14 protein-coding genes and 1 other annotated feature are annotated in these 17,650 nt (G+C 42.6%); of the genes, 4 read left to right on the top strand and 10 right to left on the bottom strand.

Annotated elements, in window-relative coordinates:
* Positions 1-26 precede the first annotated feature (26 nt).
* From pheT to trpX, 4 genes are all read right to left on the bottom strand, one after another.
* The gene (pheT, locus tag LXO72_RS01670) at positions 27-2,432 is read right to left on the bottom strand and encodes a phenylalanine--tRNA ligase subunit beta (RefSeq protein ID WP_233331700.1); all 2,406 of its coding nucleotides are present in this window, start codon (positions 2,430-2,432) and stop codon (positions 27-29) included.
* Between the two features lie 157 nt (positions 2,433-2,589).
* Positions 2,590-3,105 carry a GNAT family N-acetyltransferase gene (locus LXO72_RS01665; RefSeq protein WP_023023786.1) on the bottom strand — a complete coding sequence of 172 codons (516 nt, stop codon included), beginning with the start codon at positions 3,103-3,105 and terminating at the stop codon, positions 2,590-2,592.
* A gap of 2 nt (positions 3,106-3,107) precedes the next feature.
* Complete coding sequence (gene pheS / locus LXO72_RS01660) at positions 3,108-4,154, bottom strand: phenylalanine--tRNA ligase subunit alpha (RefSeq protein WP_048691032.1); 1,047 nt, start codon at positions 4,152-4,154, stop codon at positions 3,108-3,110.
* Positions 4,155-4,468: 314 nt separating this feature from the next.
* The gene (gene trpX / locus LXO72_RS01655) at positions 4,469-5,449 is read right to left on the bottom strand and encodes a tryptophan ABC transporter substrate-binding protein (protein WP_416308771.1); all 981 of its coding nucleotides are present in this window, start codon (positions 5,447-5,449) and stop codon (positions 4,469-4,471) included.
* Positions 5,450-5,605: 156 nt separating this feature from the next.
* Positions 5,606-5,840, bottom strand: a binding site (T-box leader).
* Between the two features lie 180 nt (positions 5,841-6,020).
* Between trpX and LXO72_RS01650 the strand changes: the two genes are divergently transcribed.
* Positions 6,021-7,682: an Rqc2 family fibronectin-binding protein gene (locus LXO72_RS01650; protein WP_233331319.1), complete on the top strand. Its 1,662-nt coding sequence runs from the start codon at positions 6,021-6,023 to the stop codon at positions 7,680-7,682.
* Between the two features lie 170 nt (positions 7,683-7,852).
* On the opposite strand, the gene budA is transcribed toward LXO72_RS01650, so the two are convergent.
* The 3 genes from budA to LXO72_RS01635 form a co-directional block, all read right to left on the bottom strand.
* Positions 7,853-8,569, bottom strand: coding sequence for an acetolactate decarboxylase (gene budA, locus LXO72_RS01645; RefSeq protein WP_023023795.1), 717 nt, complete (start codon positions 8,567-8,569; stop codon positions 7,853-7,855).
* A gap of 150 nt (positions 8,570-8,719) precedes the next feature.
* Positions 8,720-9,958 (bottom strand): tetratricopeptide repeat protein, encoded by a 1,239-nt coding sequence (locus LXO72_RS01640; protein WP_023027056.1) that lies wholly within the window; start codon positions 9,956-9,958, stop codon positions 8,720-8,722.
* Positions 9,948-11,117 (bottom strand): AI-2E family transporter, encoded by a 1,170-nt coding sequence (locus tag LXO72_RS01635; RefSeq protein WP_233331318.1) that lies wholly within the window; start codon positions 11,115-11,117, stop codon positions 9,948-9,950. The genes LXO72_RS01640 and LXO72_RS01635 overlap by 11 nt, the downstream gene beginning before the upstream one ends.
* 175 nt (positions 11,118-11,292) lie before the next feature.
* Here LXO72_RS01635 and LXO72_RS01630 point away from each other — a divergent pair, with 175 nt between their 5' ends.
* Positions 11,293-12,303: a lactonase family protein gene (locus tag LXO72_RS01630; protein WP_233331317.1), complete on the top strand. Its 1,011-nt coding sequence runs from the start codon at positions 11,293-11,295 to the stop codon at positions 12,301-12,303.
* 76 nt (positions 12,304-12,379) lie between these two features.
* Positions 12,380-12,565, top strand: coding sequence for a hypothetical protein (locus LXO72_RS01625; RefSeq protein ID WP_023023803.1), 186 nt, complete (start codon positions 12,380-12,382; stop codon positions 12,563-12,565).
* A gap of 103 nt (positions 12,566-12,668) precedes the next feature.
* On the opposite strand, the gene eno is transcribed toward LXO72_RS01625, so the two are convergent.
* Entirely contained in the window at positions 12,669-13,973 is a 1,305-nt protein-coding gene (gene eno, locus LXO72_RS01620) for a surface-displayed alpha-enolase (protein ID WP_000022824.1), read from the bottom strand.
* A gap of 186 nt (positions 13,974-14,159) precedes the next feature.
* Between eno and LXO72_RS01615 the strand changes: the two genes are divergently transcribed.
* Positions 14,160-14,603 carry a DUF1694 domain-containing protein gene (locus LXO72_RS01615; RefSeq protein WP_023027060.1) on the top strand — a complete coding sequence of 148 codons (444 nt, stop codon included), beginning with the start codon at positions 14,160-14,162 and terminating at the stop codon, positions 14,601-14,603.
* Positions 14,604-14,662: 59 nt separating this feature from the next.
* Here LXO72_RS01615 and LXO72_RS01610 read toward each other — a convergent pair whose 3' ends face one another.
* The gene (locus LXO72_RS01610) at positions 14,663-15,781 is read right to left on the bottom strand and encodes a glycerate kinase (protein WP_023027061.1); all 1,119 of its coding nucleotides are present in this window, start codon (positions 15,779-15,781) and stop codon (positions 14,663-14,665) included.
* Positions 15,782-15,877: 96 nt separating this feature from the next.
* Positions 15,878-17,602: a septation ring formation regulator EzrA gene (gene ezrA, locus LXO72_RS01605; RefSeq protein WP_023027062.1), complete on the bottom strand. Its 1,725-nt coding sequence runs from the start codon at positions 17,600-17,602 to the stop codon at positions 15,878-15,880.
* Positions 17,603-17,650: the final 48 nt, after the last annotated feature.

Genomic DNA, 17,650 nt, shown 5'->3' with positions numbered 1-17,650 from the left:
TCTCAACTGTTCCAAATTTTTACGATTTACCGCACTTCTGCGTCTACTTTTTCTTCAAGGGAAGCTTGGATTTTTTCCATGTAGCGTGCGACTTCTTCGTCTGTCAAGCTATCTTCTGGATTTTGGAAGGTCAGACTGTAGGCCATAGACTTCATTCCGACACCCAGTTTTTCACCTGAGAAGACGTCAAAGAGCTTGATGTCTGTCAAGCGTTTCACGCCCGCAGCTTGGATGGCATCGACCACTTCTTGGTGGGTCACTTCAGCTTTGAGGAGAAGAGCGATATCACGGCTCACCGCTGGGAACTTGGTGATTTCCACAAATGGAGCGGCTGGTTGAAGGGCTGCTTCGATAGCTGAAAGGTTAAGCTCTGCTACATACGTCTCTGGAATATCATAAGCCTTAGCCGTTACAGGATGCACTTGACCGAGGAAACCAAGGACTTGGTCACCGAGTGAAATCAAGGCTGTCCGTCCTGGGTGAAGACTCTTGATCTCTTGCGTTGCGGTATAAGTCACCTCAAGACCCAAGCGAGCAAAGAGGGCTTCCAAGATTCCCTTGGCATAGAAGAAATCAACTGGAACAGCTGGCGTTTGGAAGTCTTTTTCAGCGACTAAACCTGTCAAAGCAAAGGCAAAACTGTTGATTTCGTTTGGCAATTCTTCTTTTGGATTTCCAGTTTGCTCGAAGACTTTTCCAATCTCGTAAAGGGCCAAGTCTTTGTTCTTACGAGCCACGTTGTAAGCAACGGTATCCAAAATACCTGAAACCATATTTTGACGAAGGACTGAACGATCCACAGTCATTGGCCACATGAGCTCAGTTAAGTTGCTTGGTGTAGTCGTAAATTCAATCGCTTTTTCAGGTGTTGTCAAAGCATAGGTGATGATTTCAGTCAGTCCTGCTCCTTCTGCAATGGTGCGAACTTTACGACGCAATTTTTGAGTAACAGTCAATTCACCGGCTGTCCCATCGTCTTTTGGAAGACTGGTTGGCAAGCGGTCATAGCCATAGATACGTGCGATTTCTTCAAAGAGGTCCGCTTCGATGGTGATATCCCAACGGCGACGTGGTACGCTAACTGTGAAGCTCTCTGCATTTCCAGAAAGACCAAATCCAAGACGACGGAAGACATCTTCTACATCCGCGTAGGAAAGTTCTGTACCAAGGACACGGTTAACGTCTGCAAGGGTGGAAGAAACCTCTACATCCGAAGTATCCAACTGGCCTGCTGAAACGATTCCCTTCCGCACTGTCGCACCAGCCAATTCAGCAATCATGCTTGCTGCCGCATCAAGGGCTTCATTAACAGTTGCCACGTTGATGCCTTTTTCAAAGCGAGAAGATGATTCCGAACGAAGGTTGAGGCGACCGCTGGTCTTACGGATTGATTTACCATTGAAGACAGCAGCTTCAAGGACAACACGACTAGAGTTTTCAGAGATTTCTGTAGCCTGACCACCCATGACACCTGCAAGGGCTACTGGTTTGTCAGCAACCGTAATCACGAGGTCACTTGCTTCCAACTCACGTTCTTCCCCATCCAAGGTCACCAATTTTTCACCAGCACGCGCTTCACGCACACGAATGTCAGTCCCTTCAAAGGTATCCAAGTCAAAGGCATGCATGGGCTGACCAAAGTAAAGCAGGATATAGTTGGTCACGTCGACGACATTGTTAATCGGACGGATACCTTCGTTCATGAGGAGGTTTTGCAACCATTGTGGACTTGGTGCAATAGTCACATTGTCCAAGATACGGGCTGCATAGTAAGGTGCCTTGTCTGTGTCAATGCTGACTGAAAGAGCATCTGCTGCAGCTTGGTCTGTTTCTGTTAAAGTAAATTCTTTGAAGGTGACTGCCTTGTCATAGATGGCTGCCACTTCGTGCGCCACTCCACGCATTGAAAGGGCGTCTGCACGGTTTGGAGTGATGGAAAGTTCGATGATTTCATCATCCAAGTCTAGGTAAGAGAATACTTCCTCACCTGGTACTGCATCATCCGGCAAGATTTGGATGCCATCTGCGAATTCCTTCGGTACAACTGAGTCAGAAATACCCAATTCACCAAGTGAACAGATCATCCCTAATGACTCTAAGCCACGGATTTTCCCTTTTTTGATCTTGTAGTTATCCGCGATGCGGGCACCCGGAAGAGCCACCATGACCTTGATACCTGCGCGCACATTTGGTGCTCCACAGACGATTTGACGGGCTTCTTCTTCACCCACATTGACTTGGCAGACATGCAAATGAGTTTCGGGCACATCTTCACAAGACAAGATTTCTCCGACGACAATTTTTGAGAGACCAGCAGCTGGTGATTCCACACCTTCTACCTCGATCCCTGTAGTTGACATTTTTTCAGCCAACTCTTGTGATGGCACATCAATGTCCACCAATTCTTTTAACCATTTATAACTAACTAACATATGTAAGATACCAAGGGTTCTACTGAAATCTAGATGACTTTCCCAGATTTCTTTTGGCCCTCGTTTAGATCCTTTCATTTTGTGTTTTCCAGCTCGAGGCTGGCTTAGGTAGGTCTAATAACCTCCCCTTCTCTAGAATAGAAGTTTCTTGTCCATTCTAGGTCAATTTCTTTCTCAACAACCAGTCAATATCAACCGTATCACCGGTAGGATACTCGTGTTCACTAAATCGTTCAAATCCAAAACTGTAGTAAAAATCTTGTGCCTTAAAATTGCGTTCCCAGACACCTAGCCAGGCCCACTCAAAGCCACGGCTCTTGGCTTGATCCAGCGCAAAGGTAAACATTTCCTTACCGAAACCAGCTCCATGATATTCCTTTTTGACATAGATCCGTTGAATCTCAAAGGACTTTTCCATCTCTACTGGCTCCGTCTGCGCTTGCCCCCAGTTGATCTTGAGAAAACCACAGATTTCTTGTTCTTCATTGAGGACAAAATAGGTTTCGGATTCTGGATCTAACAGATCTTTCTCGATTTGCTCCAAAGAGAGCACCGTAGAGAAGTACTCTTCCAAGTCTTCCTCAACAATATAGGGACCAAAGGTCTCCCGATAGGTTTCCACCTCTAGGTCACGTAAGGTCTGCAATTGATCGATTTTTACTCTAACTAACATGATTATTTAAACTGTTCTGAGAAGCGAACATCTCCTTGATAAAAGCCACGGATATCATTGATTCCATAACGAAGCATGGCTACACGCTCCTGACCAAGTCCAAAGGCGAATCCTGAATAGACTGTCGAATCAATGCCACTCATCTCGAGCACGCGTGGGTGAACCATACCGGCCCCCATGATTTCGATCCAACCTGTCTTCTTACATACATTACATCCCGCTCCACCACATTTGAAGCAAGATACATCGACCTCAACGGATGGCTCTGTAAATGGGAAGTAAGAAGGACGCAGACGGATTTGACGTTCTGCACCAAACATCTTCTGCACGATCAACTGAAGCGTTCCTTGAAGGTCTGCCATAGAAATGTTCTTCCCAACAACCAAGCCTTCGATCTGATGGAACTGGTGACTGTGGGTCGCATCATCTGTATCCCGACGGAAAACACGCCCTGGAGAGATCATCTTCAAAGGCCCCTTGCTAAAGTCATGCGCATCCATGGCACGCGCTTGAACTGGCGAAGTATGGGTCCGAAGCAAGATTTCTTCTGTGATGTAGAAGGTGTCCTGCATATCACGAGCTGGGTGATCCTTTGGCAAGTTCATGCGTTCAAAGTTGTAGTAGTCTTTTTCGACTTCAAAGCCATCTACAACTTGGTAGCCCATCCCGATAAAGATATCTTCGATTTCTTCACTGGTTTGGGTCAAGACATGGCGATGACCAACTGCGACTGGACGTCCCGGAAGGGTCACATCAATACTCTCACTAGCTAATTTGGCTTGGACTTTCTTTTCTTCCAAGAGCTTAGCTGTTTCTTCAAAGGCAGCCGTCAAAACATCACGCGCTTCATTGACGTGTTTCCCGATAACCGGACGCATTTCAGCAGAGACATCTTTCATCCCTTTAAGGATTTCAGTAAGGGAACCTTTTTTCCCAAGGACAGAAACGCGTAGCTCTTGCATCTCTTTTTTATTTTCAGCAGAGATCTGCTTCAAGGCTGCCAGCGTTTCTTCTCGAAGCGCTTTTAGTTGTTCTTCAATCGTTGACATATTTCCTCCATCATGGTCCTCACTCAGACATAGAAAAAACCACGTGCCACACCCATATTCGGAGCGTTGACACGCGGTACCATCCGTTTTTTATCTGAAACTCAGACCTTAATTTCTAAATCCTTGCGCAAGTGAATTCACTCAGCTTTCATGCAAAGAGCTTTCAGTCACGGCTCTTCTCCCTGTTGCACTTCCCTTGAGGTACTAGTCTTGCAGATTTCTATTCAGTTACATTCTAGTTTAGCAGATTTTACAAAAAATGACAAGTGAAGCCTGTTTTTCTTCACTTGCCATTCTTGTTATTCGTTTGGTTTTTATTCGATGACTTGTCCAGCTTCTTTCAAGACAGATTCTGGAATGGTAATGCCTAATTCTTCTGCCACTTTTTTGTTAATGACAGACTTACCATCTGTGAAGATTTCAACTGGTGTGTCAGCTGGTTTTTGACCTTTCAAGATCTTCGCAGCCATTTTACCAGTTGCCACGCCAAGATCATGCTGGTCTACGACCACAGATCCTAAACCACCTGCTTCGACCATGGCTGTCGCACTTGGGAAGATTGGTTTTTTAGCTGTTTTGTTTGCTTCAACTACCGTTGAGAAGGCTGATGCAATGGTGTTATCGATTGGAACCCAGATAGCATCCACTTTACCAGTCATGACAGAAACCGTTGAAGCAATTTCATTTGTAGAAGGGACTGAATAAGGAACTACTTTGTAGCCTGCTTTTTCAGCCAATTTTGTAAATTCTTCTACTTGAGTTTTAGAATTATCTTCACTGGTTGAGTAAAGAACCCCGATTGTTTTCACGTTTGGAGTCAACTCTTTGATTAACTTCAACTGTTGTTCCGTTGGGTTGTGGTCAGATACTCCTGTGATATTGCCACCAGGTTTTTTCAAATCTTTGACCAAGTTTGCGCCGACTGGGTCTGTGATAGCACCCATGACGATTGGTTTGTCCTTAGTCGCACTAGCCAAACCTTGAGCAGATGGGGTTGCGATTCCGATCAAGACGTCGTTGTTATTTTGAACCAATTGCTTACTCATGGTTGCAACCTTGTTTTGGTCTCCTTCCGCATTGAGGAATTCGATCTCAATCTTGTCCTTGTCGTAGCCTTCTTCAGCCAAGCCATCTTGAATCCCCTTGTAGATTTCGTCTAGCGATGGGTGGCTGACTAACTGTAAGACACCAACTTTTACCTTTTTGGTTCCATCTGTTTTATTCGCATCCTTTTTATTGGTTAGTATTGGGTAAACAACAGCTACCAAAATAACAGCTAGTAAAGCACCAATCATTCCCAATACACGTTTGTTTTTCATATTTTTTACCTCTATCTTTTATTTTTTCGTTTTTTTTCATCTTTGTTAAAAACTGAGTCGCCATCGTTTCTTCATCTTCTTTTCTCCCTTCTTTCTTGAAACAAAAAACACGCCTACACATAGCGAAAGCTATGTGAGGACGTGTCATCGCGGTGCCACCTCACTTATGGGAAAATGGATAAACTCCTCCCACATCTCTGTCTTGTCTAGCAACAAGTTGCACGATAAGGTGTGCCGACCGAATTTTTATTGTTTCAAATTCATCTCATCATTAGTCCAATTTCATAAATGTCCACTACCCACTTTCACCAACCGTGAGCTCTCTAATAAATTTTCATTTACTACTTTTCTAATTGAATCCATTGTAAATGTTTCTGTAAGCCTTGTCAATACTTTTTTATGTTTTTTTTGAAAACGTTCGGCATTTCCTGAAATTCTTTTCCTAGTGAGGTTGTTTTTGCAAAATGTTTGTCCTTCTTCTTCCTAGGTTTTCAGGCACTTTTTTGATATAATTTACTAGAACTAGTCTAGAATGTTGAGGAAACCCATGTCTTTTGATGGATTTTTTTTACACCATATGGTGGATGAATTACAAAGCGAACTCTTAAATGGTCGCATCCAAAAAATTAACCAACCCTTTGAACAAGAGTTGGTTTTACAAATTCGTAGCAACCGCAAGAATCAAAAACTCTTGCTTTCTTCTCACTCTGTTTTTGGACGGATCCAACGGACCCAGACCAACTTCGAGAATCCTGCCTTCCCCAATACCTTTATCATGGTCATGCGCAAGTATCTCCAAGGAGCAGTCATTGAGCAGATCCAGCAAGTGGAGAATGACCGCATTTTAGAAATCGCCGTCTCTAATAAAAATGAAATTGGAGATGATATCTCTGTGACTTTGATTATTGAAATCATGGGCAAGCACAGCAATATCATTCTTCTGGACAAGGCGACAGGAAAAATTATCGAAGCAATCAAACATGTTGGCTTCTCTCAAAATAGCTATCGGACCATTTTGCCAGGCTCGACCTATCTAGCTCCTCCAAAAACCGATGCGGTCAACCCTTTTACAATCAAGGACGAAGCATTATTCGCCTTTCTCCATCGGGAAGAGTTGACACCTAAAAACCTTCAAACTCATTTCCAGGGTCTTGGTCGAGATACTGCTCAAGAATTGGCCAGTCGATTAGAAACTGGAGAAAAACTAAAAACCTTCCGAGCATTCTTTGAAGCTCCAACAGATCCTCGTCTAACGAAAAAATCCTTTGCTGCTCTCGCTTTTGCTGATAGCCAGGAGGAAACCTTTGAGACCTTATCGGGTCTCCTCGACCACTATTACTTAGACAAGGCCGAGCGCGACCGGGTCCAACAACAAGCTGGAGAACTCATCCGCAAGGTGGACAATGAACTAGAAAAAAACCGGAAAAAGTTGGCCAAACAGGAAGCCGAACTGGCAGCGACAGAAAATGCCGAAGACTTCCGGCAAAAAGGGGAGCTTCTCACCACCTTCCTCCATCAAGTCCCAAATGATCAAGATCAGGTCACCTTGGACAACTACTATACCAATCAACCTATCACCATTGCTTTGGATAAGGCTTTGACCCCCAGTCAAAATGCGCAACGCTACTTCAAGCGTTACCAGAAGCTAAAAGAAGCTGTTAAACATTTGACCTCTCTCATCCAGGAAACCAAGGAAACCATCTCCTACCTGGAAACAGTCGAAACCGCTCTGGCCCAAGCAAGCCTTTCTGAAGTCGCCGAGATTCGAGAAGAGCTGATCCAAACAGGCTTCATCAAACGACGCAACCGAGAAAAGATCCACAAACGCAAAAAACCAGAGAAGTACTTAGCCTCAGACGGCAAGACCATTATCCTGGTCGGCCGGAACAATCTTCAAAACGAAGAATTAACCTTCAAAATGGCTAAGAAAGATGAACTCTGGTTCCACGCTAAGGATATTCCAGGTAGTCACGTGGTCATTACAGGTAACCTCAACCCTTCAGATGAGGTCAAGACAGATGCAGCTGAGCTAGCGGCCTATTTCTCTAAGGGACGCCTCTCTAATCTGGTCCAAGTCGACATGATTGAAACCAAGAAACTTAACAAACCGACCGGAGGAAAACCTGGCTTTGTAACCTATACTGGTCAGAAAACCCTACGGGTCACCCCTGAAGAAGAAAAAATTAAAGCCATGCGTATCAATGAGTAATAAAAAAGAGGCTGGGACTTTTGTCCCAGCTTTTCTCATATTGATGATAAAAAGTTTCAGTGTATGTTTGAATGAACCTCAAAGTATACCTCATTTTTTAAGCATACTAAGGTTCTTATATGTAAAATAACTTTGTCTACATTTTAAAAGGTTGAGCGACGCTCAACCTTTTATTCTGCTTTATTGATATCCTCTTTGACCTGATCAACATTAAACTTAGCAAAGAGATACTGGCGATCCTGGACAGGGAAACGTTGATCCAATTGATCAATGGCCCCAACTTCAACAATCCCTTCTTTGATAACAAAATCCATGACATGACCTCCGAAGGTATGATCATCTGAGATAAAGTGAAGGTGATAGCCTGCTACACTGACCCCATGGAAAATCTCTGGTGTCCAAAAACCAACAATAGTTCCTGTAACATTTTCTCGCGTAAATTCAGGCTGATGGGTCGCCACATCTGCAAATTTGGTGTCTGAAGTTGATTTGGGAATCATACGCACATGCATCTTGGCGAAATCACCGTGAATCTTGATGGAACGAAACAAATTTTCGCCATCATAATAAGATTCAATGCGAGCCTCTAATTCCTCATCCGTCATTTCAAAGCGCTGACGAAAAATCACTTCGGCCTGATGGGGAACGATGGCCGCATAAGGGACTGTCGCATCCGGGGCCACTTCCACAATCTCTGGCTCCTCTCCTGATCCCTTAGCTTGGTAGGCTTTGCCATCTAAGACAATCAGTTCGCCATCAATGGAGTCCAGGGTCCCAATTCCAAGATCTCCATGCTCTAGTAATTCTTTAATGGTAAAGGATCCTCCATAGAGACCAGCCATCAAAGCCCCCAAGGTATTGTATTGAAACAATTTCACCGGTTCCATTATCTTCTCCCTCATTCATCTTGTCTTCTTTTCAGCCCTTCCAGTATACCACAATCTCAAGGACAATGACAGAAAAGACTGATTAAAAAAGAGCGGGCCAGAACAAGGATGCACACTTGTTCTGATTCCCGCCCTTCAAGGGTCAAGTAGTTAATCTTCTAACAGGCTCTCATAGAAAGCTTGCATTTGCCCATCATCTGGGACTAGCTGCAAATAGCCTTCTGCCACTTCCCGGGCTTTTGCGATTTGTCCCAACTCTCTCAAGAGGTAACTATAGCTTTCTAAGTACTCTGGATTTTCTTTCAAATCTGGGTAGAGCTCTTCATAGATCGGAGCCGCTTTTTCAACCTCTTCGAGTGCTACCAAGGCACGAGCGATATTCCAACGGGTGACGACATTTTCCACTTCCACTTCTTGCCATTCAAGGACGTCTTCATAACGTTCCTGTTCCAGATAAAGAGTTGTCAGACGAAGGGCGATATCTTCAAGATCCTCAGCAACTTCTTTGGCTTCTAACAAATACTTCTCTGCTTTTTCTGGCTGGTGCAACTCGTAGGCCAATTGGGAGGCTAGAAGGAGGAGATAAGCGTCAAAAGGATTCTTTTGGATCCCTTGCTCTGCTATTGCTAACGCTGTTTCTCGGTCATTTTCAGCTTGAAGAGCCAAGGCATAGCCGTATTCATACCCTTCAAAGTCTGGCGACAGTGTATCAATCTGCTTGAAGTAGATCAGAGAACGTTGATACTCTTCTCGGTCAGAGAGAAGGGTTGCCAATTCATAGGCAATCTGGTCATCAAACTCAATTTCCAAGGCCTTTTCTAAAAACTCAATAGCAGACTCAAACCGACCCAGATTCGCATAAGCATAGCCAATCCGCTGGTAGGTGGAAATGCCCGTTTCTTCTAAAATGAGACGGTTGTCTAACTGAGCATACTCTTGAATGGCTTCTTGGTAATTTTCAAGTTCTAAATCAATCTCTGCCAAGCCTAGTTGAATAATAGGGTCATCTGAAAGAGTCGCTGCTTCCATCAGTTTTTCTCGAGCCACATCTGCCAAGCCCTCACTTTGGTAGAGGTCTGCCTTGACTAAGAGACTGGCTAGATACCATTCCGAACTTTCCGGGATTTCTTCCAAATAAGCAAAGGCTTCTTCCATTAGTCCATCTTCCGCTACGATAGTGGCTAGACTCAGATAGACCTCTGGATAATCATCTCTCAGATGCAAGTAGGTTTGCTTGGCTTCTGGGTAAAAACCAATACTTTCAAAATATTGTCCCAATTCTAACAAGGTAGCTGGATCATCTTCTAGCAAAGCCTTATCCAAATAAGCTGGCAGACGATCTAGCTCTTGTTTCTCAATTGCTTCTAAAATTTTTTGACTATTCTTCACTTTGAATTTCCTCAACTTCGTCCTTTTCGTACAAACCACTGACCTCTTTGTACCATTCAAATAGAGCACTGATGACTACTTTAGCCGAAGCATAAACCGGGATTCCTAAGAAGACTCCCCAGATTCCAAACATAGAGCCAGAAGTAATCAATACAAACAGAATCGTGATTGGGTGGATATTGAGCTGACTCCCCAAGACAAATGGGGAAACGAAACGTCCCTCGATGGTTTGCTCAACAATAAAGACAATGACGACTTTGACAAACATCTCTGGTCCTGCCACCAACCCCAAGACTAAGGCTGGGAGCATGGCCAAGAAGCTACCCAAGTATGGTATCAAGTTCAAAAAACAAGCGGTTACACCGAGTGTCACAGCGTAACGAAGCCCAATGATCTTAAACAAAAGAATAAACATTAAAGCTACGATGATAGCAACAGTAATCTGACCTCTGACATAATTGGCCAATTGTGTATTGACATCAGACAGGACTTTGTCTGCAGATTTACGAATCTTGGTTGGCAAGAAACGGATGATTTGCCCTTTTAAGTTCTTTCCATCTCTCAAAAGATAGAAGACGATAAAAGGCATAATAATCAAAGCGATAATGACCTGAGAGGCGACAGTAATCAGATTGCTGACCCAGTTGACTGCTCGGGCGGAAAAAGAACTCGCCCAACTGGTAATATTCTGCGATAATTGGCTGGTCCATTCATCCAGCTGAGGCTTGATTTCTGGCGACACTTTGTTGTCTAAGACATCATCGATGGTCCTATTGGCCTTTTCCAAGTAATCTGGCAGGTTCTTCATAAAACTAAGAACTTGATGTTGAATAGCTGGAATAGCGACAGCCAAGCCCCATAAAATGAGAAGCGCGATCAAAATAAAGACGATGGAAATTGCAATAATCCGTTTGACTCGGTGCCTTTCCAAAAAGTCCACGATTGGATTTAACAAATAATAGAGGAGCCCTGAAATAATGACTGGTAGCATGACTGCTGCTCCAAACTCTAACAGGGGTGTAAAAATAAAACTAATCTTGCTGAGAACTAAAATATTCAATCCCATCAGTAAGGTTACTAGAAAAACAGTAATGGCTTTATTATCTACAAACCATTTAAAAAACCAGGATAAACTAAAATCTTTTTCTTTATGTTCCACGGGAATCTCCTTCGTTTTCAATCTGTCTTTATTTTAGCATTTTTAGTCCATAATTTCACGATATAGCTGAAATGTGAGCTTTTTTTTAATGCTTAGCTTGTCAATCCTTCACCTAATCGTTTTCCATCCCCTTCTTTTCTGATATAATGGAGCTATCAACAAAGTCGAGGTGCATGTGATGCAAGATATTTATTTCGGAACCTATACCAAACGAGACTCTAAAGGAATTTATAAGGCTTCCTTCGATGAAAGAACTGGTCAACTTAGCGACTTACAACTAGTTGCTCAAGAGCCAAACCCAACCTATCTCGCTTTTTCAAAAGCTGGTTTCTTATACAGTGTGGGTGCGGAGCAAGGTCTTGGCGGCATTGCAAGCTTTAGTCCTGATCACCAGTTAATCAATCATGTGGTCGAGGAAGGGGCGCCCCTCTGTTATGTCTCTGTTGATGAGGCGCGTGGCTTGGTCTATGGAGCTAACTACCACAAGGGACAAGTCCTCTCATATCGCATCCATGAAGATGGTCATTTAACCTTTGTCGACCAAGCGACTCATCAGGGTTCTGGACCTCACGAAAACCAAGCGAGTCCCCATGTACATTATGCAGATCTCACTCCCGATAAGCTACTCATCACTTGTGATTTGGGTACCGATCAAGTAGTGGTCTATCAAGTCGATGATCTTGGTAAACTAACGAAGACTCAAACCTATCAAACAGCTCCAGGTGCTGGTCCACGTCATATCATTTTCCACTCTCATTACAAGACCGCCTACCTCATTAACGAATTAAACGCTACCATCGATGTCCTTTTCTATGACGGACTTGGCTACTTTGAACATTTCCAAACCATCTCAACCCTACCTAAAGAGTATGAAGGTCAAAAATGGGCCGCTGCTATTCGCCTCTCAGAGGATGGGAAATTCCTCTATGCCTCAAATCGTGCCCATAACTCCATTGCAGTTTATGAAATCTTGGCAGATGGTAGCTTAGTGCTTCTGGAAATCGTTCCAACCAATGGACTCAATCCACGTGATTTCATTCTTAGTCCGGACCAAGAATATCTCATTGCAGTTCATCAAGATTCAGACAATGCCACTGTTTTTAAACGCGATAAAGCGAGTGGTCGATTGACTGAATTGAGCCATGATTTCCATGTCCCAGAGGCGGTTTGTGTCCTCTTCAACTAACAATCAAAACGCTTGCTAGTTTAGTTAAAAAATGATTAAATAGTGATAATAATAAATAGGTTATAGGAGAAAACTCATGAACCCAATGGATTTATTTAACCAAGTCAAAGAAATGATCGAAAAGAAAGATTTCGATGCTGCTAAAAAATTTATCGATGACAACAAGGATAACCTTGGTGACTACTTAGAACAAGCAAAAGCTCTTGTTGCTGGAAACGATCTAGTGAGCGGTGCTGTTGATAAAATCAAAGGCTTATTCTAATCCCTAAAATTCTCAACTACTTGGTTGAGGATTTTTTGTTTAGCTCGATAGCAAAAAAAATCCTTGAGAAAACTCAAGGATCTTTTTAGTCTAGTAAACTAGCTTATTTTTTCAAGTTGTAGAATGATTTCAATCCACGGTATTCAGCTACTTCACCAAGTTGATCTTCGATACGAAGCAATTGATTGTATTTAGCGATACGGTCTGTACGTGAAAGTGAACCAGTCTTGATTTGTCCTGCGTTTGTTGCAACTGCGATGTCAGCGATTGTTGAATCTTCAGTTTCACCTGAACGGTGTGATACAACGGCAGTGTAACCAGCTTCTTTAGCCATTTCGATAGCATCGAATGTTTCAGTAAGAGTACCGATTTGGTTAACTTTGATAAGGATTGAGTTAGCTGCTCCTTCTGCGATACCCTTTTCAAGGTATGAAGTGTTTGTTACGAAGAAGTCGTCACCAACCAATTGAACTTTTCCACCAAGACGTTCAGTAAGAGCTTTCCATCCGTCCCAGTCATTTTCATCCATACCATCTTCGATAGTGATGATTGGGTATTTGTTAACCAATTCTTCAAGGTAGTCGATTTGTTCTGCAGCAGTACGTACAGCAGCGCCTTCACCTTCGAATTTAGTGTAGTCGTAGACTTTACGTTCTTTATCGTAGAATTCTGATGATGCACAGTCAAATCCGATGAATACGTCTTTACCTGGTACATATCCAGCAGCTTCGATCGCAGCAAGGATTGTTTCAACACCGTCTTCAGTTCCTTCGAAACGAGGAGCGAATCCACCTTCGTCACCTACGGCTGTTTCAAGACCACGAGATTTAAGGATTTTCTTAAGAGCGTGGAAGATTTCAGCACCCCAACGAAGAGCTTCTTTGAATGTAGGCGCACCAGCAGGTACGATCATGAATTCTTGGAAAGCGATTGGAGCATCTGAGTGAGAACCACCGTTGATGATGTTCATCATTGGAGTTGGAAGAACTTTAGTGTTGAATCCACCAAGGTAGCTGTAAAGTGGGATTTCAAGGTAGTCAGCAGCAGCACGAGCTACAGCGATAGACACACCAAGGATTGCGTTCGCACCCAATTTACCTTTGTTAGGAGTACCGTCAAGAGCGATCATTGCACGGTCAATAGCTTGTTGATCACGAACATCGTAACCGATGATTGCTTCAGCAATGATGTTGTTTACATTGTCAACAGCTTTTTGAGTTCCAAGACCACCGTAACGAGATTTGTCACCGTCGCGAAGTTCAACCGCTTCGTGTTCACCAGTAGAAGCTCCAGATGGAACCATACCACGTCCGAAAGCACCTGATTCAGTATAAACTTCTACTTCAAGTGTTGGGTTACCGCGTGAGTCTAGGACTTCGCGAGCGTAAACATCAGTAATAATTGACATTTCTTACTCTCCTTTGAGTTTAAATTTTTTACACCTCTATGATACCTTAAAAATACGCGTTTTTCAAGAAAAAACGTTATCTTTGTGCAGATTTTCCTTAACTTTAGCAAGAAATCGCTTTCTTTATCTTGAAATCCAGCTCCATTCGTTTGTCATTTTGTAGTTAAAGTATGATATACTATTCTTATGACTGATCTATCTAAAGAAATTATGGAAAAGGCCCACGGTGGCTTAAAATTAAATCCTGATGAACAACGTCGCTTTCTAGGTACTTTTGAAGAGCGCGTCCTAGGGTATGCTGATTTAAGAACAAGCAACAGTCCTCAGCTTCAAAAGGGCTTTTTGAAGGTGCTTAAAAGCTTCAGTGAGCAAGCTGACCCTCTCTTTGTAAAAATCTCCCCAAATGTTGATTCTAGCGTCCAATTGAGCTATCTAAAACAAGCAAAAGAGTTCGGTTGCCAGGCTACCATTGTTTCGGAAGAGCATGACTCCTCTCCTTTTGGGCTCGTGATACATACAGATGCACCAGTGACCACTACTGACAAGGACCTTCGCTCTGCTTTTGCAGATCTCTGGGAGGAAGAAAAGAAACCGAGCAAACCTTCTCTTTGGAAGAAATGGTTTGGTTGATCATGACTGTCCCCTAGGCATTTATATCAATAGCAAAAGATTACATAGAAAAAAGCGGTTTAACCGCTTTTTTCTATGCTTAATAGATTTCCAATATTTCTAGCTGTAAAGAGAAGATTTTCCCTTGCGTTCTTCAGAAGTTGGTCTAAACTATCAGGGTGTTTCGTTATGGAAAAAGCTCCGACTATATTTTCAAATGGGAGACTTGGTAAATCATCTGCAAGACTTCCACAAATAGCTATGACAGGGATTCCCTTTGGGGTTCGTCTCGCAACTCCTATCGGAGCTTTTCCTGATAGACTTTGATGGTCCAGTCGCCCCTCACCGACAATGACCAAGTCTGCATTTGCTACCTTGGAGTCAAAGTCGATTAGCTCTAAACAAGTTTCAATTCCTGAAACAATCCTTGCATGCGCGAAGGCACAGAGACCTGCCGCAAGGCCACCACCAGCTCCCATCCCTGCTTGGGTCAACACACTAGGACAGTTCTTTTCATAAAAGCTGTAAATAGCTTGATCCACTTTATCAAACATAGTGGGGCTAAGCCCCTTTTGTTTTCCAAAAATATAGGTTGCTCCATCTAGTCCACATAGAGGGTTCGACACGTCTGCTAAGATATGTATCTGGACATCCTCTGGAATCTTTATCGCTTTCTCTTTACGGATGGAATCACACTTTAAAAGACTTTGTCCACAGGCCTTCAATTGCTTTCCTTCTCTATCATACAATTGATAGCCTAGACCTACTGCAAGACCAAGCCCACCATCATTGGTGGCTGTTCCTCCAACCCCGATATAAATATCCTTTTTTCCTTTATTGATCAAATAACAGATCAGTTCTCCAATTCCTCGGGTCTCTATGTCAAGTGGATGACGTTGATCAACTGGAATTTTTCCTAAGCCGATCAAGTCGGCTACTTCAAAGAGAGCCATAGTTTCCTTCTCCACATACCGCATTTCTACCGGCTTTCCAAATGGACCTGTAACAAGGGCAAAGGTTTCCATCAAGTCTAACGAGTATCGGATGGCATCCACTGTCCCTTCCCCTCCATCTCCAATAGGACAAGTAATCGGTTCTACATCGATAATAGACTGTCGCAAGCCTTCCGCAATCATTTCCGCTACTTCTTTCGCGGGTAGGCACTCTTTGAATGAATCTGGAGCAATTAAAATTTTCATGGAGTCACCTCCTTTATCTCTTTCTATGTTGGTATTTCCCATCACATCTTATCTCCATAAAAAAACATCCAGGAATATTCTCCTGGATGTTTTGGATTAGAATCGGATGGATTCTCTTGTTTTTTCATATGAGCTAACAAATCTCTCTGTTACTCCTGGTTCTACTGTTTCCAATGCTTCTGAAATGACTTTGAAGGAAGCAGGATAGTCATACTCTTTTTCAAAAATGTACAAAGCTTCATCAAAAGCTGCTTGGACATGATCATCGAACGAACGATAACGATTTGAGTATTGAAGCAACTGCTCTGTTAGAGTAGCGTATTGTACCAGTTTATAAGTTTCTTCTTCTAACTCTGTCATATCGTTGGTCAAAATATCCAGGAGACGATTGACGTTTTCAATATTGACACGACGACCTTCTAACTCAGCCAAAAGAGCTTCTGTGTTATCACTTGCAGTGAAGAAGATAGTAAGGAAGGATTGAGGAATTCCAGGTAAGTTACGCTTATCCATGTAGCGCTTAATAGCATGTAAACGGTTAGCGTAGATATTTACCTTTTGACGAGCATTCGTATCGTCTTTCTCAATCTTAGACAAGGTTTCGCTCAGTGCAATCTGATCATCTTCAATTTCCTTCAGACGTTCTTCAATCGCTTCTAACTCTTCTTGAAGAATAGAGTAAGCTTTTTGAGTTTCAGATGTATCATTCAAGGCATCCTCTACAACAAGCTCTTGAGCTGTTAATTCAGCTTCTAACTCCTTCAAGTGATTTTCCTTGAGTACTTTGCTTTCAAATATTTTGCTGAGACGTTCAACTTCTTCTGCTAAACTCTTGTTATTTTCCTTAGCATGGGCAAGGTAACCTGGTAATGCTTTGACCAATTTTTCAACCACTTTGTGTGATTCGATTTCACGAGTGAAAATATCATACAAGGCGTTGATTTCTTCTTGAATCTGCTCATTCTCATAGAGTGCATTATCTAATTCAAGAGCAGCAACATTGGCAAGATTGGCTTTCAATGCCGCATGCAGTTGTTGGAAACGTGCTTCCAAGTCGGTCTCTGTAAAATGATAACCAGATTCCAATAGTTTGCGATAACCAGATTCCAAATCTTCCAATTGGTCAGGAAGAGTTGTTTGTAGATCCTTCACAATTGCAGGAACTTTTTCAACAATGTGAGTCAAGGCTACAATATGGTTTTCTGCTGTGTCAAGAATTTCAGCAGCTTCAACAGGGTCACCTGATGAATTCAAGGTTACAAATTTTGAAAACTCAACTTGAATATTTTCAGATTGCTTCTCAATTTCGGGAAGCGCTGGGCCATACGCATCTGGATCAGAAGCCACTTGTTTTTGCAAGTTTTCAAACATATCCAAGGCATGAACAACTCGACCGCTATTCATTTCTTCTTTTTCTTTTAATTCAGATAAAGCTTGACGGATGGCCTTGATATCTTCATCAATTAATTGAACCTGACTCTCAATATTTCCAATTGCTTGCTTGGCTTTTAAAAAGCGGAAAGAATTGTTGTAGCCTTCTGCTTCAAAGAGGTTGTTCTCAATATCAGCAAAAGAATTGAGGGATAGGTCCACCCATTTTTGATTCCATTCACGAAATGCAACTTGACTTTGACCAATCAAATGCATATTCTTCACAGCCTCTACTTCATCATTTACCGGAAGGTTATACAACTCTTCTTTTCGTTCTTCCAGTGCTGCTAGTAAGGCTTCGTTACGCTTTCTCAATAAGACTGCCACTACATATCCTAAAACCAAAAGGACCCCAATGACAATAATGAGAATAATTAGTCCACGAGACATATAAAAACTCCTTCATTAAATTACTTGAAAGTAATCGTAGTTATTATA

Origin of the sequence: Streptococcus sp. XMC (assembly GCF_021341835.1) — a bacterium.
Lineage (GTDB): Bacteria > Bacillota > Bacilli > Lactobacillales > Streptococcaceae > Streptococcus.
This window is presented reverse-complemented; position numbering and strand designations above follow the sequence as displayed.

What these genes read in the sequence shown, in the direction of transcription:
- pheT (WP_233331700.1), bottom strand. Translation starts at nt 2,432, where the DNA reads ATGTTAGTTAGTTATAAATGGTTAAAAGAATTGGTGGACATTGATGTG.
- LXO72_RS01665 (WP_023023786.1), bottom strand. Translation starts at nt 3,105, where the DNA reads ATGTTAGTTAGAGTAAAAATCGATCAATTGCAGACCTTACGTGACCTA.
- pheS (WP_048691032.1), bottom strand. Translation starts at nt 4,154, where the DNA reads ATGTCAACGATTGAAGAACAACTAAAAGCGCTTCGAGAAGAAACGCTG.
- trpX (WP_416308771.1), bottom strand. Translation starts at nt 5,449, where the DNA reads ATGATTGGTGCTTTACTAGCTGTTATTTTGGTAGCTGTTGTTTACCCA.
- LXO72_RS01650 (WP_233331319.1), top strand. Translation starts at nt 6,021, where the DNA reads ATGTCTTTTGATGGATTTTTTTTACACCATATGGTGGATGAATTACAA.
- budA (WP_023023795.1), bottom strand. Translation starts at nt 8,569, where the DNA reads ATGGAACCGGTGAAATTGTTTCAATACAATACCTTGGGGGCTTTGATG.
- LXO72_RS01625 (WP_023023803.1), top strand. Translation starts at nt 12,380, where the DNA reads ATGAACCCAATGGATTTATTTAACCAAGTCAAAGAAATGATCGAAAAG.
- eno (WP_000022824.1), bottom strand. Translation starts at nt 13,973, where the DNA reads ATGTCAATTATTACTGATGTTTACGCTCGCGAAGTCCTAGACTCACGC.
- LXO72_RS01615 (WP_023027060.1), top strand. Translation starts at nt 14,160, where the DNA reads ATGACTGATCTATCTAAAGAAATTATGGAAAAGGCCCACGGTGGCTTA.
- LXO72_RS01610 (WP_023027061.1), bottom strand. Translation starts at nt 15,781, where the DNA reads ATGAAAATTTTAATTGCTCCAGATTCATTCAAAGAGTGCCTACCCGCG.
- ezrA (WP_023027062.1), bottom strand. Translation starts at nt 17,602, where the DNA reads ATGTCTCGTGGACTAATTATTCTCATTATTGTCATTGGGGTCCTTTTG.